The sequence below is a fragment of the Burkholderia sp. JP2-270 genome, from assembly GCF_003233675.1.
GTDB classification, from domain to species: domain Bacteria; phylum Pseudomonadota; class Gammaproteobacteria; order Burkholderiales; family Burkholderiaceae; genus Burkholderia; species Burkholderia pyrrocinia_C.
Genome location: NZ_CP029824.1, coordinates 2,181,707 through 2,194,497, shown reverse-complemented (window position 1 = coordinate 2,194,497; position 12,791 = coordinate 2,181,707). Strand labels below are relative to the sequence as shown.

Sequence of the window (12,791 nt, the reverse complement as noted above, 5' to 3'; positions counted from 1 at the left end):
GGACAGGCTCTCCTGGACGGTGGGTAGTGGACTGAGCGCTCAGCTGAGCGACGGGTCCAAATGGGTAGGCAATGCATCGAACGCCAGCGCCTGAGGCGGCGCAGCAGCGGGATCGGCAACACCGATTGCAACGCGCGTAATCGCAGACTTCGACGTGAACGCGTCGAGCCAGACGGCGGACAGGCGCGGCAGGATGTGTTGCTCGATAAAGCCGATGAGCACGCGCGCGCCGGTTTCTTGGACGAGACAGCGGCCAACGATGTAGTCGACCACCGCATCGTCGAAGGTGAGCGCGATATCGTGGCTGTCGGCCATGCGCTTCACAACGCGGCCCAGATGCAAGCGGACGATGCGGGCAAGCCCGTCGTCGGCCAACGGCCGGTACGGCACCACCGCCACCCGACCGAGAAAGGCGGCCGGAAAGGCTTTGAGCAATTCAGGCGTGAGCGCGTCCCGCAAACCCTCCATGTCAGGCGCCAGCGCCGGATCGGCGCACAGGCTCGCGCTCAGGTCGGAGCCCACATTGCTGGTCAGCAAGATGGTGGTGTTGCGGAAATCGATGTGGCGGCCGTCGCCGTCCTCCATGTAGCCCTTGTCGAACACCTGGAAGAACATTTCGTGGACGTCGCGATGAGCCTTTTCGACCTCGTCGAGCAAAACGACGGAGTACGGACGGCGCCGTACCGCTTCGGTCAGCACCCCGCCCTCGCCATAACCGACATACCCTGGCGGCGCCCCTTTCAGGCCCGACACGGTGTGGGCTTCCTGATACTCGCTCATGTTGATCGTGATCAGGTTTTGTTCGCCGCCGTACAGCGCTTCGGCCAGTGCCAGTGCTGTTTCTGTCTTGCCCACACCCGACGGCCCCGCGAGCAGGAACACGCCAAGCGGTTTCTTCGGGTCGGTCAGGCCGGCCCGCGCGGTCTGCACGCGCTCGCCGATCAGGCGCAGCGCATCAGTCTGGCCGATCACGCGCGCCTCCAGCGTTTCGGGCAGCCGGCGCACTGCGGCCACCTCGTCCGTGACCATGCGACCTACTGGGATACCGGTCCAGTCCGAAACGATCTCCGCCACGATCGCCTCATCGACTTCCGGAAGCACGAGCGGCACCTCGCCCTGAAGGTTGGCCAGCGCTCGCTCGAGCTCGCGCAGCCGTTCAAGGGGCACCGGCGAATCGTCGGGTGATCCTGCCGCGCCCTCGCGCGCGACAAGCAGCGCCTGCGCGGCAGCGGCCTGTTCACGCCAACGCGTGTCGACCGCGGCCTCCTCCGTTGCCAGCGTGTCGATACGCACGCGCACATTGGTTAGTGCCTTGTCCGCGTCCAGACCGACGCGGGCCTCCTGCACGAGAAGCGCCTCTTCCGTGCGCGCGGCCGCGAGACGCTGGCGCACGTCGTCGAGTTCGCGCGGCGTCGCATGTTGCGACAATGCGACCCGCGCGCAAGCGGTATCGAGCAGGCTGATTGCCTTGTCCGGCAACTGGCGTGCCGGAATGTAGCGGTGCGACAACGTCACCGCGCCACGGATCGCCTCGTCACGCACCACGACACCGTGATGCGCCGAAAACGTTTGCGCGAGCCCTCGCACCATATCGACGGAAGCGGCCTCGGACGGCTCCGCGACCTGCAGCACCTGAAAACGCCGGGTCAATGCGGGATCCTTTTCGATATGCCGCTTGTACTCGGCCCAGGTCGTCGCGCCGATCGTCCGGATCGTGCCGCGCGCGAGGGCCGGCTTCAGGAGGTTGGCGGCGTCGCCCGTGCCCGCCTGGCCGCCCGCGCCGATCAGCGTATGGATCTCGTCGATGAACAGGATCACGGGGACAGTCGACTTCGCAGCCGCTTCGAGGAGGCCCTTCAAGCGAGCCTCGAATTCCCCCTTCATGCTGGCACCCGCCAGCAGCGCTCCGACATCGAGGCCAAGCAGCCGCACGTCGGCCAGCTTCGGCGGCACGTTGCCCGACGCGATCGCGCGTGCGAGACCTTCGACCACGGCCGTCTTGCCGACGCCGGCTTCGCCGGTCACCAGCGGGTTGTTCTGCCTCCGGCGCAGCAACACGTCGATCATCGTGCGGATCTCGAGCTCGCGGCCGATGACCGGATCGATTTCGCCCGCGCGGGCCAGCGCCGTCAGATCCGTGCAGTACTGCTCAAGCGAGCCGCCCTTCGGCGCGCCCGGCATCGCGCCGGACGCCTCACCCGGCGTGGCGGGCGACAACTCGCTGTGGTCGTAGGGGCCGTCGGCCGCTTCCGGGGAGCCCGCAATCCAGGCAGGCAGCACATCACCGAGTCCGTCGACCGGGATTTTGCCGAACGCGGGAGAGATGGAAAGCAGAACACGTCGCAGGTCGGGCGTGGACACGAGTGCCGCGATCAACCATGCGCCGCGCACACTGCGGTCATCGTATTCGAGGGTCGCGAGCACCCAGGCACGCTCGATTGCCAATTCGATGTGCCACGAAAAATCGCTGATCGCGCTTGCGCCGGCCGGCAATGCGGCCAGCGCCCGCGCGAAATCGCGCTCGAGCGCATCCCGATCAATGCTCGCGTGGCGCACGATCCGTTGGAGGTCGCCGTCCGGCTGCTGCAGCACCTGATGCAGCCAGTGGACGAGCTCAACGAACGGGTTTCCGCGCAGTTTGCAGAAACTCGTTGCGGATTCGATGCCGCGGTAAAGCTGGACCCCGAGCTTACCGAATAGCGTTTGGCGTGAAATCGTCATGATGGTCTTTGTTGTTGGCTACGATGCCCCGAGCACCCCGTCAGACCTATCAGGACTACTACACATCTACATTACCTGATGGAACCGAAAACACTCGATAAATCGTACTCTCCCCGATACGAGTCAAACGGCCAAGTCGGATCGGTGCCGAATTATCATCACGAAATCGAAGCGGCGTCAACGCATTCTCGATGTCAATACCATCAAGAACGAATCGAGATCAATGCGCGCACCTCCCCGCTTAGCCGGTGGCAATCCAGCCATCCCTCGGACGTCTCTCGACAGCCATCCCGTGAATTTCAATATAATCTAAGTTATTGTTATTTCACGAGAAAATGAAATTCCAAAGGTTAAATCGTATGTCACACTTTTCTAGATCATTGATTTACAACGAATTCCTAATTAACACTTAAACATCTTTGACATTTAATATAGAATCTCAAAAACATTCTGAACAAATCTCAATAGCTGAACGAACGACGTCGTGATGGACGGCAAGCGCGGACTCGTGTTTAAAATGCGAACTTCCTCTCATCGAACACTCAAGATGCGCCCCCTTCGCCTACCTTGGCGCCGTCAACCGGACCTCTCGCACACCGAGCCCGTGCTTGGCAAAGGGTACGCGTGGCGCACTTCCGACGTGGTCGAGTCCGACCTTCCAAATGACGAGACGGGCGAGCATCTGCACGTCACCAACGACGTCCTTGATCAGCTCGGCATCGGGAGCGTGGACGGCGCCGCGGCGCGTATGCACGCGTCGTCCCGCACGACCGCTGCCGCCGCTGACAGCTCCGACGCCCTGGTGGACACATTGCACTCGCAATATTGGCGTGCGCTGACCGATCCCCATGCGACGGTTGCGGCTGAGTGGGCGCCAATGGTGGATGAACCAGCGGCGCATGCCACCCGCCCGGACTCCACCGATGCCCTGCGTGCATACGGCGACCCCGAACGCGCCGAATCGATCGAAGCGCTGCTGTTCGGCGATCGCACGCTCGACGACGTGTTCGAGCGATTGGACGGACACACCGAGACCGCGCTCGACGATGAACCGATCCCGGAGATCTTGCGGCTCTTTGCCCCACCCGAATTTCAAGCGGCGGCCGCACGACGCGGGCCGGTGCTACCACCTGCGCTCACGCGGCGCGAACACCACGCCCTGACCGTGGACAGTCCGCTATCCGCCCCCTCACGCAAGGACGAAGGATGACCCGGCTCACCGCCTCCGACACGCCCCACACGCATCGCTTGGGTGAGGCGCCCCTCAGCGAGCAAATCGAGCGCGTCTCGGCACGCCTACGTGCTCAGCCGACCACGGCGTCCCATCGTTGGGCGCTGTTCGAGTTGATGTGCGTCACAGGTGAATGGACGCGCGCGGTTCAGCAGTTGCAGACGTGGGCGAAGCTTGAGCCGAGCCAGGCGCCGACCGCGCAGGTGTACCGCGACTTGATCCGCGCCGAGCGCTGGCGAAAGCAGGTGGTCGAGGGACGCGAGCGCCCGGGCTTTGTGCTCGAGCCGCCAGCGTGGGTTGACGGTCTGCTGAACGCCCTCCGCTCTGCTGCCGACGGACAGATCGAGCAGGCAGACGACGCGCGTGAGGCAGCACTCGACGCCGCGCCGAGCGTCGCGGTCCGGATCCCTCAGGGAAAGGCAGCCTGGATCGTCGATAGCGATTCCAGCTTCGGCCCCGTCTGCGAGGTCATCACGGCTGGGCACTACCGATGGGTTCCGTTTGCCGATCTGGCGGCATGGAGCGTGTCGCCGCCGACGAAGCTCGTCGATCTGTTGATGTCCACGCAGAACTGACCCACCCGGGATCTGTCCTGCCGCCAGATCGCGAAGCATGCGTGCCTCAGAAAGACTGATAGCCATTCCAAACACGAGTTCGCCTGATTTCCGCGGCTTTCGCGCCGACAGTGATGGATCATACCGGCCGATAACCAAGGTTTCACGGCGGCCGTTCACTCGATAGTCATACCGGAGACTTACCGCCCCCGATGGCATCACCGCTGCACATAGTCCGCGCTGATCAGCGACCTTATAGATTTTTTCAGCCGGCTTGAGGGCACGCAGCTGCGTGTCGGTGAGCATAAAACCTCCTCGAACGTATACCGTCGGTCGATACCGTCAACCCAGCGTGACGGTATCGGACAAGGCCGTCCGAGGAGGAAACATCGGTACCGCCAACGGTACCGACATTTCCACGTGGCATTGCGCGGATCGCAGCGGATCCGGATGGACAATAACCCCCTGTTTTTAAACGGCAAAACAGGAAAAACGGAACTCCCGGAACGACCTGGGAGCAGTCTAGCTCACTCCCACTCGATCGTCGCCGGCGGCTTGCCCGAGATGTCGTACACCACACGGTTGATCCCGCGCACCTCGTTGATGATCCGGTTCGACGCGCGGCCGAGCAGCGCGTACGGCAGGTGCGCCCAGTGTGCGGTCATGAAGTCGGTCGTCTGCACTGCGCGCAGCGACGTCACGTAGTCGTACGTGCGGCCGTCGCCCATCACGCCGACCGACTTTACCGGCAGGAACACCGCGAACGCCTGGCTCGTCAGGTCGTACCAGCTCTTGCCGACATCGACTTCGCCGCACAGACCGGCAGCCGCATCCTGCGCGGTCGCGGTCGTGTTGCGCAGCTCTTCGATGAAGATCGCGTCCGCGCGGCGCAGCAGGTCAGCGTATTCGCGCTTCACCTCGCCGAGAATCCGCACGCCGAGGCCCGGGCCCGGGAACGGATGGCGGTACACCATCTCCGGCGGCAGGCCGAGCGCGACGCCCAGCTCGCGCACTTCGTCCTTGAACAGGTCGCGCAGCGGCTCGAGCAGCTTCAGGCCGAGCGTTTCCGGCAGGCCGCCGACGTTGTGGTGGCTCTTGATCGTCGTCGCCTTCTTCGTCTTCGTGCCGCCCGATTCGACCACGTCCGGATAGATCGTGCCCTGCGCGAGCCACTTCGCCTTCGACAGCTTCTTCGCCTCGGCCTGGAACACCTCGACGAACTCGCGGCCGATGATCTTGCGCTTCGCTTCCGGATCGGTCACGCCGGCCAGATGGCCGAGGAACTGATCGGACGCGTCGACGTGCACGACCTTCGCGTGCAAGCGGCCCTCGAACATGTCGAGCACCATCTTGCCTTCGTTCAGGCGCAGCAGGCCGTGGTCGACGAACACGCAGGTGAGCTGGTCGCCGATCGCGCGGTGGATCAGCGCAGCCGCGACGCTCGAATCGACACCGCCCGACAGGCCGAGAATCACTTCCTCGTCACCGACCTGCTCGCGGATCTTCGCGACGGCTTCCTCGATGTGGTTGCGCATGATCCAGTCGGGCTTCGCGCCGGCGATCTGCAGCACGAAGCGCTCGATGATCTGGCGGCCCTTCACCGTATGCGTGACTTCCGGGTGGAACTGCACCGCGTAGTAGCCGCGCGCCTCGTCGGCCATGCCGGCGATCGGGCAGCTCGGCGTCGATGCCATCAGCGCGAAGCCCGGCGGCAGCTCGGCGACCTTGTCGCCGTGGCTCATCCAGACCTTCAGCATCCCGTGGCCTTCGGCCGTCGTGAAATCCTCGATGCCGTCGAGCAGGCGCGTATGGCCGTGCGCGCGCATTTCCGCATAGCCGAATTCGCGATGGTCGCTCCACTCGACCTTGCCGCCGAGCTGCACGGCCATCGTCTGCATGCCGTAGCAAATGCCGAGCACCGGCACGCCGAGATCCCATACGGCCTGCGGCGCGCGCAGCTGGTGGTCTTCGTACGTGCTCGCGTGACTGCCCGACAGGATCACCGCCTTCGGCGCAAACTCGCGGACGAAGTCGTCGGACACGTCGTTCGGATGGATTTCGCAGTAGACGTGCGCTTCACGCACGCGTCGCGCAATCAGTTGGGTGACTTGCGAACCGAAGTCGAGAATCAGGATTTTGTCGTGCATGGCTGCGGACGGGATGAAGAGAATAAGAAAAGCAGCGCATCATGCGCTGCGTCAATAGCATGGACAGCGGCGTCGGGCGGCAGGCGGCAGGCGGCACGCGCGACGCATGGCCGGTCAATCCTGCATCGGCGGGCGCTCGTCGAGTGCGACGCCGCCTGACGATTGGCTGGATGCGGCCGACGACGGCGCGGCGGGCGCCGCGGGACGGCTGACAACGGGTTCGACGCGCTGCGGTGCGGGCGACGACGCCGGCGCCATCGCCGGCTCGGCCGGACGCTGCGCCGGTGCGCGTGCCTCGAGCGCCTGCGCCTTCTCGCGCCGGCGCACGGCCGATGCGAGCCGCACGCCGCCGAGGCCAAGCATGATCAGCGCGACCCCGGCCACGGCCGACAGCACCCGGCCGGCGGCCGCGAGCGCGGGACCGCTGCCGGTGCCGATCGACCAGACGATCGTCAGCACGCCGGTCAGCCAGTACACGTGGCCGACCGACCGCGCGACAGGCGCCGTGAGATCGCCGTTGAACGCCGCATGAAACGCGAGCCATGCGAGCCCGAGCAAAGCGATGCCGAACGCCTGGCCGAGCATCGCCGGCTGGACGTTCGCAAGCTGCAGCGCGTTGAAAAGCGACTGCCAGGGCGTCAGCACGAACAGCACGCCGAACGCCAGCAGCAGCACGGCATCGACGATCAGCACGGCTCGCAGCAGCGGTTTCATCGCCGGTCAGTCCACGTGGTAGTTCGGCGCTTCCTTCGTGATCTGCACGTCGTGCACGTGCGACTCGCGCATGCCCGCAGCGGTGATCTGGACGAATTCGGCCTTGTCGTGCAGCTCGTCGATCGTCCGGCAGCCGCAGTAGCCCATGCTCGCGCGCACGCCGCCGACCAGCTGGAACAGGATCGCGTTGACCGAACCCTTGTACGCGACGCGGCCTTCGATGCCTTCCGGCACGAGCTTGTCGATGTTCGCCGAGTTGTCCTGGAAGTAGCGGTCTGCCGCGCCGTCCTTCATCGCACCGACCGAACCCATGCCGCGGTACGCCTTGTACTGGCGGCCCTGGTACAGGAACACGTCGCCCGGCGACTCTTCGGTGCCCGCCAGCATGCTGCCCATCATCACCGCGTTCGCGCCGGCCGCGAGGGCCTTCGACACGTCGCCCGAGAAGCGCACGCCGCCGTCGGCGATGCACGGCACACCGGTGCCCTTCAGCGCTTCCGCGACGTTCGCGATCGCGCTGATCTGCGGCACGCCGACGCCTGCGACGATCCGCGTCGTGCAGATCGAGCCGGGGCCGATACCGACCTTGACCGCGTCCGCGCCGTATTCGACGAGCGCCTTCGCGGCGGCGGCCGTCGCGATGTTGCCGCCGATCACTTCGACGTGCGGGAAGTTCTGCTTGACCCAGCGGACGCGCTCGAGCACGCCCTTGCTGTGACCGTGCGCGGTATCGACGACGATCACGTCGACGCCGGCCTGCACCAGCAGCTCGACGCGTTCTTCGTTGTCGGGACCGACGCCGACCGCCGCGCCTGCGCGCAGCTTGCCGTGTTCGTCCTTGCACGCGTCCGGGTGTTCGGTCTGCTTCGTGATGTCCTTGACGGTCATCAGGCCGCGCAGTTCGAACGCATCGTTGACGACCAGCACGCGCTCGAGGCGGTGGCTGTGCATCAGTGCCTTCGCTTCGGCGAGCGGCGTGCCTTCCTTGACCGTGACGAGGCGCTCGCGCGGCGTCATGATCGACTTGACCGGTTCGTCGAGGCGCGTTTCGAAACGCAGGTCGCGGTTCGTGACGATGCCGACGAGCTGCGGACCTTCGACGACCGGGAAACCCGAGATGCCATGCTGGCGCGACAGCGCGATCACGTCGCGCACCTTCATTTGCGGCGGCACCGTGATCGGGTCACGGACGACGCCCGACTCGAAACGCTTGACCTTCGCGACCTCGCGGGCCTGTTCGGCCGGCGTGAGGTTCTTGTGGACGATACCGACGCCACCCTGCTGCGCCATCGCGATCGCGAGACGACCTTCGGTGACCGTGTCCATGGCGGCGGACACGAGCGGCATGTTCAGGGAGATGTTGCGGGTCAGCTTGGTCTTGAGGCTGGTGTCGCGCGGGAGAACGTCGGAGAAGGCAGGAACGAGGAGCACGTCATCGAAAGTGAGTGCTTTTTGGATCAGACGCATGGCAAATCCTATGGGCGCAAAAGCGAATTATACGCGAAGCGCTGCGAATTTTCACAACACGAACAACAGCTTAGCCGTTTTCATGCGTTCGGGGGCCGAATCGTTCGGATCACCGTTCGGTTCGTTTTCGATCGTCTTTCGTTTCACCGCCGCATCGGGTCATTCGCGCAACGGGCTGCGCGGCGGCGCTGCGCCGGTCGCGGCCGGGCCACACTGCAGCGGCGGCACCGGTCGCCCGCGGCCCGGCAACGCGCCGGATCGGCTCGCCTCCCTGGCCTTATACCAGCCCGGTCGCGCGCGCGATCATCGCGAGACCGCCCCCGACCGCGATACCGCCGACCAGCCGCGCAACGCGCTCGCCGGCCGGCGCCAGCCGCTCGGCGGCGATCGCGACCGTCACGGCGGCCGTCACGCGCAGATCCATCATGCCGGCCGCCAGCGCGACCGCCATCAGGTTCCCGCAACAGGTGCCGCAATGCATCGCGGTTCGCACGCCGTGCCGCCAGGCCGCGCCGGCAGCCGCCCGCGAGCGGCGCGGGTCCGCCGTCGCGTGCCGGCAGCACGCCAGCCGGCGCGCCTTCCACGCCGAGAACTGCAACGCGCCCGCACCGAGCACGATCGCGCCGGCCGCGAACGGCATCGCGCGAGCGAGCGTCGGCAGCCGTGCCGCGGCGGCCGTCAGCGCGCCGCCGAGCGCAAACGTCACCGCACCGAGCGCCATCCATACCGCGAAATACCCGGCGCCCGCGACGACGACCAGCCCGGTCGAGCGCGCCGCGTCCAGCGGGCCGACGCGCTGCCGGTATCGCCAGAGCGTCGGCGCCAGCACGGGCAGCATCATCGTCACCGTCATCGTGCCCCACATGCCGGCGAACGCCGCGAACGCGCGGCCGGGGCCCCATCCGCACGGCCGCAGCCAGGCGGACGAGAACATCCAGCCGCCGGGCATCGGTGCGCCGCCCATCGCGTCCATCGACGCGTGCTGCGCCAGTGTCGCCATCGCCGCGGCGGCGAACACCGCGACGAGCGCCGCGCCGAATGCGCGCCGATCGCGGCCCGTGTCGCCGGTTGCCGGCCGTGTCATCGCGCGCTCCCGCCCGTCGCCGGCCCGCGCTCAGCCGCGCGCGTATTCGTCGTGCCGGCGCCACCACGGGCCGGCCTCGTTGCGCCCGCGCGGCGCGCGATCGAGCCACTGGTACATCCCCCACAGCCCGTCGAGCCCGCGCGCATAGGTCGAGTACGTGTGATAGACGGCGCCGCCCTCGCGCACGAACGCGCTCATCCCCGGCCGGTCGAGCGAATACGTAACGGCGTCGGTGCCGCACGTCGCCGCGAACTGCACGACGGGCGCCGGCGGCGGATCCATGTCCATCGCGTGGCCCGCCCGCGCGTAGTTGTATTCGACGTCGCCCGTGCGCCGCTGCGTTTCGGTGAACGACACATTGAAGTCGAAGTTGAAATCGCTGCCGACCGACGACGCCCACGGGAAGGTCCACCCCATCCGCTGCCGGTACGCGAGCAGCTTCGCGAGCGGCGCGCGCGACACGGCCGCGAGCGTCACGTCGTGGTTCGCCAGATGTACGGCAAAGCCGTCGAAACCGTCCGCGAGCGCCGAGCACGACGGGCAGCCGGCCTTGTAGTCGGGGCCGAACATGAAGTGATAGACGAGCAGTTGCGAACGGCCGCGAAACAGGTCGTCGAGCGTCGCCTGTCCTTCTTCGGTGTCGAACCGGTAGGTCTTGTCGACGCGCACCCAAGGCAGTGCCTGGCGCCGCCGCGCGAGTTCGTCGCTTTGCCGCGTCAGCGCCTTTTCTGCTTCGAGCAGCGCCCTGCGCTCGGCCAGCCATTCGTCGCGCGTTCCGGTGAGATGGGTCGTCATTGCGGGTTCCTCCTTCCGATGGGTATCCGGACACGGCGTACGGCGCCGTGTGCGTGGTGCTAGATTAGTGCTCGGCATCGGGCCGGAGGGAGTGACAAGTGTGTCGGGATTCGGATGGATTCGTTGATCACCGCGGCCGCGCGCGCGCTCGCGGCCGGTGACGCGCTCGGCGCGCTGAACCGCGTCGCGCTGCGCGACGACGCGCCGGCGCTCGCGCTGCGCGGGATCGCGATGGCGCAGCTCGGCGATTTCGAACGCGCGCGGGCACTCGTGCGCGGCGCCGCGCGCGCGTTCGGCGCAAAGGAAGCCGTGGCGCGTGCGCGCTGCGTCGTCGCCGAAGCCGAGATCGCGCTCGCGTCGCGCGACCTCCGCTGGCCGACGCGCGCCCTCGATGCCGCGTGCGCGACGCTCGACGCGCACGGCGACCGCGCGAACGCCGCGCATGCGCGCTATCTCGGCGTGCGCCGGCTGCTGCTGATCGGTCACATCGACGATGCCGAACGGATGCTCGCGCATCTCGATCCCGCGCCGCTGCCGGCCGCGTCGCGCGCCGCCCATGAACTGATCGCGGCCGGCATCGCGATGCGCCGCATCCGCACGCATGCGGCCCGCGCTGCGCTCGCGCGTGCGCGGGCCGCCGCCCGCGACGCCGGCATCGCCGCGCTGACGGCCGAAGTCGACACCGCAGCGCGCGTGCTCGATGCGCCGGCCGCGCGACTCGTAACGCGCGGCACGTCGCGGCTCGTTCAGCTCGACGAAGTCGAAACGCTGTTCGCGTCGAATGCGCTCGTCGTCGACGCATGCCGCCACACGGTGCGCGACGCGCGCACGACCGTGTCGCTCGCGCGCCGCCCCGTGCTGTTCGTGCTCGCCCGCACGCTCGGCGAGGCATGGCCGGCCGACGTGTCGAGAAACGCGCTCGTGGCCGCCGCGTTCCGCGCGAAACATGCGGACGAATCGCATCGCGCGCGCCTGCGCGTCGAGATCGGCCGGCTGCGCGCGGTGCTGCGGCCGCTCGCGAACGTCACCGCGACGCCGCGCGGCTTCGCGCTCGAACCGCTCGGCGTGCGCGAGACCGTCGTACTCGCGCGCCCGGTCGACGATCGCCACGCGGCCGTGCTCGCGCTCCTCGCCGACGGCGAGGCGTGGTCGAGCTCCGCGCTGGCGCTCGCGCTCGGCGCGAGCCAGCGCACCGTGCAGCGCGCACTCGACGCGCTCGCCGAAGCGGCCAAGGTGCAGGCGCTCGGCCGCGGCCGCGCGCGCCGCTGGATGACGCCGCCGCTGCCCGGATTCGCGACGACCTTGTTACTCCCTGCCGCACTGCCGGGAGACTAGGATGGTCTCACCGAACGACGAGGTGACGAACATGAAACGCTCCAATGCAGACATCATTCGCGAGTACGGCCCGTTTCCGGGCGTCGACGGCGTGCACGGCGTCACGTTCGACGGGCGGCACGTGTGGTACGCGTCCGGCGACAAGCTGAATGCGCTCGATCCGGAGCACGGCACGACCGTCCGCTCGCTCGACGTCGCCGCGCATGCGGGCACGGCGTTCGACGGCCGCCACCTGTTCCAGATCGTCGAGGACCGCATCGAGAAGATCGATCCGGAATCGGGCCGCGTGCTCGCGACGATCCCGGCACCCGGCGGCGGCGCCGACTCGGGGCTCGCGTGGGCCGAAGGCACGCTGTGGGTCGGCCAGTACCGCGAACGCAAGATTCATCAGATCGATCCGGAATCGGGGGCCGTGCTGCGCACGATCGAATCGAACCGCTTCGTCACCGGCGTGACGTGGGTCGACGGCGAGCTGTGGCACGGCACCTGGGAAGCCGACCAGAGCGATTTGCGGCACATCGATCCGCGTACGGGCCAGGTGCTCGAGCAGGTCGACATGCCTCCCGGCGTCGGCGTGTCGGGACTCGAATCCGACGGCCACGATCTTTTCTACTGCGGCGGCGGCAACAGCGGCAAGCTGCGCACCGTGCGTCGCCCGGCGCGCGTGCGGGCGTCGGGCGACGGCGCCGGTGCGACGCCCGACCCGGCCGACGGCTGATTCGCGCCGTCCCGCGGCCGCGAGC

Annotated in this window: 10 protein-coding genes and 1 pseudogene; 4 read left to right on the top strand and 7 right to left on the bottom strand. The window is 67.3% G+C overall.

The features are described from left to right. Positions 1-39: 39 nt before the first annotated feature. Positions 40-2,721 (bottom strand): type VI secretion system ATPase TssH, encoded by a 2,682-nt coding sequence (gene tssH / locus DM992_RS10450; protein ID WP_111016742.1) that lies wholly within the window; start codon positions 2,719-2,721, stop codon positions 40-42. Positions 2,722-3,208: 487 nt separating this feature from the next. Between tssH and DM992_RS10445 the strand changes: the two genes are divergently transcribed. Further along, a complete protein-coding gene (locus tag DM992_RS10445) occupies positions 3,209-3,931 on the top strand; it encodes a TagK domain-containing protein (protein WP_111016741.1) in 723 nt (240 codons plus the stop codon). Next, a complete protein-coding gene (locus DM992_RS10440) occupies positions 3,928-4,527 on the top strand; it encodes a type VI secretion system accessory protein TagJ (protein WP_239511262.1) in 600 nt (199 codons plus the stop codon). The genes DM992_RS10445 and DM992_RS10440 overlap by 4 nt, the downstream gene beginning before the upstream one ends. A gap of 9 nt (positions 4,528-4,536) precedes the next feature. Here the strand turns inward: DM992_RS10440 and DM992_RS10435 are convergent. From DM992_RS10435 to DM992_RS10410, 6 genes and pseudogenes are all read right to left on the bottom strand, one after another. Continuing rightward, positions 4,537-4,812, bottom strand: a pseudogene (locus tag DM992_RS10435) (Arm DNA-binding domain-containing protein); the annotation flags it as partial. Between the two features lie 221 nt (positions 4,813-5,033). Then, complete coding sequence (gene guaA / locus DM992_RS10430) at positions 5,034-6,653, bottom strand: glutamine-hydrolyzing GMP synthase (protein WP_111016740.1); 1,620 nt, start codon at positions 6,651-6,653, stop codon at positions 5,034-5,036. 114 nt (positions 6,654-6,767) lie between these two features. Next, complete coding sequence (locus DM992_RS10425; RefSeq protein WP_111016739.1) at positions 6,768-7,367, bottom strand: hypothetical protein; 600 nt, start codon at positions 7,365-7,367, stop codon at positions 6,768-6,770. A 6-nt stretch (positions 7,368-7,373) separates the two neighbouring features. Continuing rightward, on the bottom strand, positions 7,374-8,834 hold the full coding sequence (guaB, locus tag DM992_RS10420; protein ID WP_034181136.1) for an IMP dehydrogenase: 1,461 nt from the start codon (positions 8,832-8,834) through the stop codon (positions 7,374-7,376). A 277-nt stretch (positions 8,835-9,111) separates the two neighbouring features. Next, a complete protein-coding gene (locus tag DM992_RS10415) occupies positions 9,112-9,918 on the bottom strand; it encodes a DUF2182 domain-containing protein (protein ID WP_111016738.1) in 807 nt (268 codons plus the stop codon). 30 nt (positions 9,919-9,948) lie between these two features. Beyond that, positions 9,949-10,713: a DUF899 domain-containing protein gene (locus DM992_RS10410; protein ID WP_111016737.1), complete on the bottom strand. Its 765-nt coding sequence runs from the start codon at positions 10,711-10,713 to the stop codon at positions 9,949-9,951. A 114-nt stretch (positions 10,714-10,827) separates the two neighbouring features. Here DM992_RS10410 and DM992_RS10405 point away from each other — a divergent pair, with 114 nt between their 5' ends. Together DM992_RS10405 and DM992_RS10400 are read left to right on the top strand one after the other, a co-directional pair. Further along, positions 10,828-12,048 (top strand): helix-turn-helix domain-containing protein, encoded by a 1,221-nt coding sequence (locus DM992_RS10405; RefSeq protein WP_111016736.1) that lies wholly within the window; start codon positions 10,828-10,830, stop codon positions 12,046-12,048. Between the two features lie 31 nt (positions 12,049-12,079). After that, positions 12,080-12,766, top strand: a complete 687-nt coding sequence (locus tag DM992_RS10400; protein ID WP_111017881.1) for a glutaminyl-peptide cyclotransferase — start codon at positions 12,080-12,082, stop codon at positions 12,764-12,766. Positions 12,767-12,791 lie beyond the last annotated feature (25 nt).

Coding starts and splice junctions, on each gene's coding strand:
- DM992_RS10440 (WP_239511262.1), top strand. CDS start 3,928: ATGACCCGGCTCACCGCCTCCGACACGCCCCACACGCATCGCTTGGGT.
- DM992_RS10445 (WP_111016741.1), top strand. CDS start 3,209: ATGGACGGCAAGCGCGGACTCGTGTTTAAAATGCGAACTTCCTCTCAT.
- DM992_RS10400 (WP_111017881.1), top strand. CDS start 12,080: ATGAAACGCTCCAATGCAGACATCATTCGCGAGTACGGCCCGTTTCCG.
- tssH (WP_111016742.1), bottom strand. CDS start 2,721: ATGACGATTTCACGCCAAACGCTATTCGGTAAGCTCGGGGTCCAGCTT.
- DM992_RS10405 (WP_111016736.1), top strand. CDS start 10,828: ATGGATTCGTTGATCACCGCGGCCGCGCGCGCGCTCGCGGCCGGTGAC.
- guaA (WP_111016740.1), bottom strand. CDS start 6,653: ATGCACGACAAAATCCTGATTCTCGACTTCGGTTCGCAAGTCACCCAA.
- DM992_RS10415 (WP_111016738.1), bottom strand. CDS start 9,918: ATGACACGGCCGGCAACCGGCGACACGGGCCGCGATCGGCGCGCATTC.
- guaB (WP_034181136.1), bottom strand. CDS start 8,834: ATGCGTCTGATCCAAAAAGCACTCACTTTCGATGACGTGCTCCTCGTT.
- DM992_RS10425 (WP_111016739.1), bottom strand. CDS start 7,367: ATGAAACCGCTGCTGCGAGCCGTGCTGATCGTCGATGCCGTGCTGCTG.
- DM992_RS10410 (WP_111016737.1), bottom strand. CDS start 10,713: ATGACGACCCATCTCACCGGAACGCGCGACGAATGGCTGGCCGAGCGC.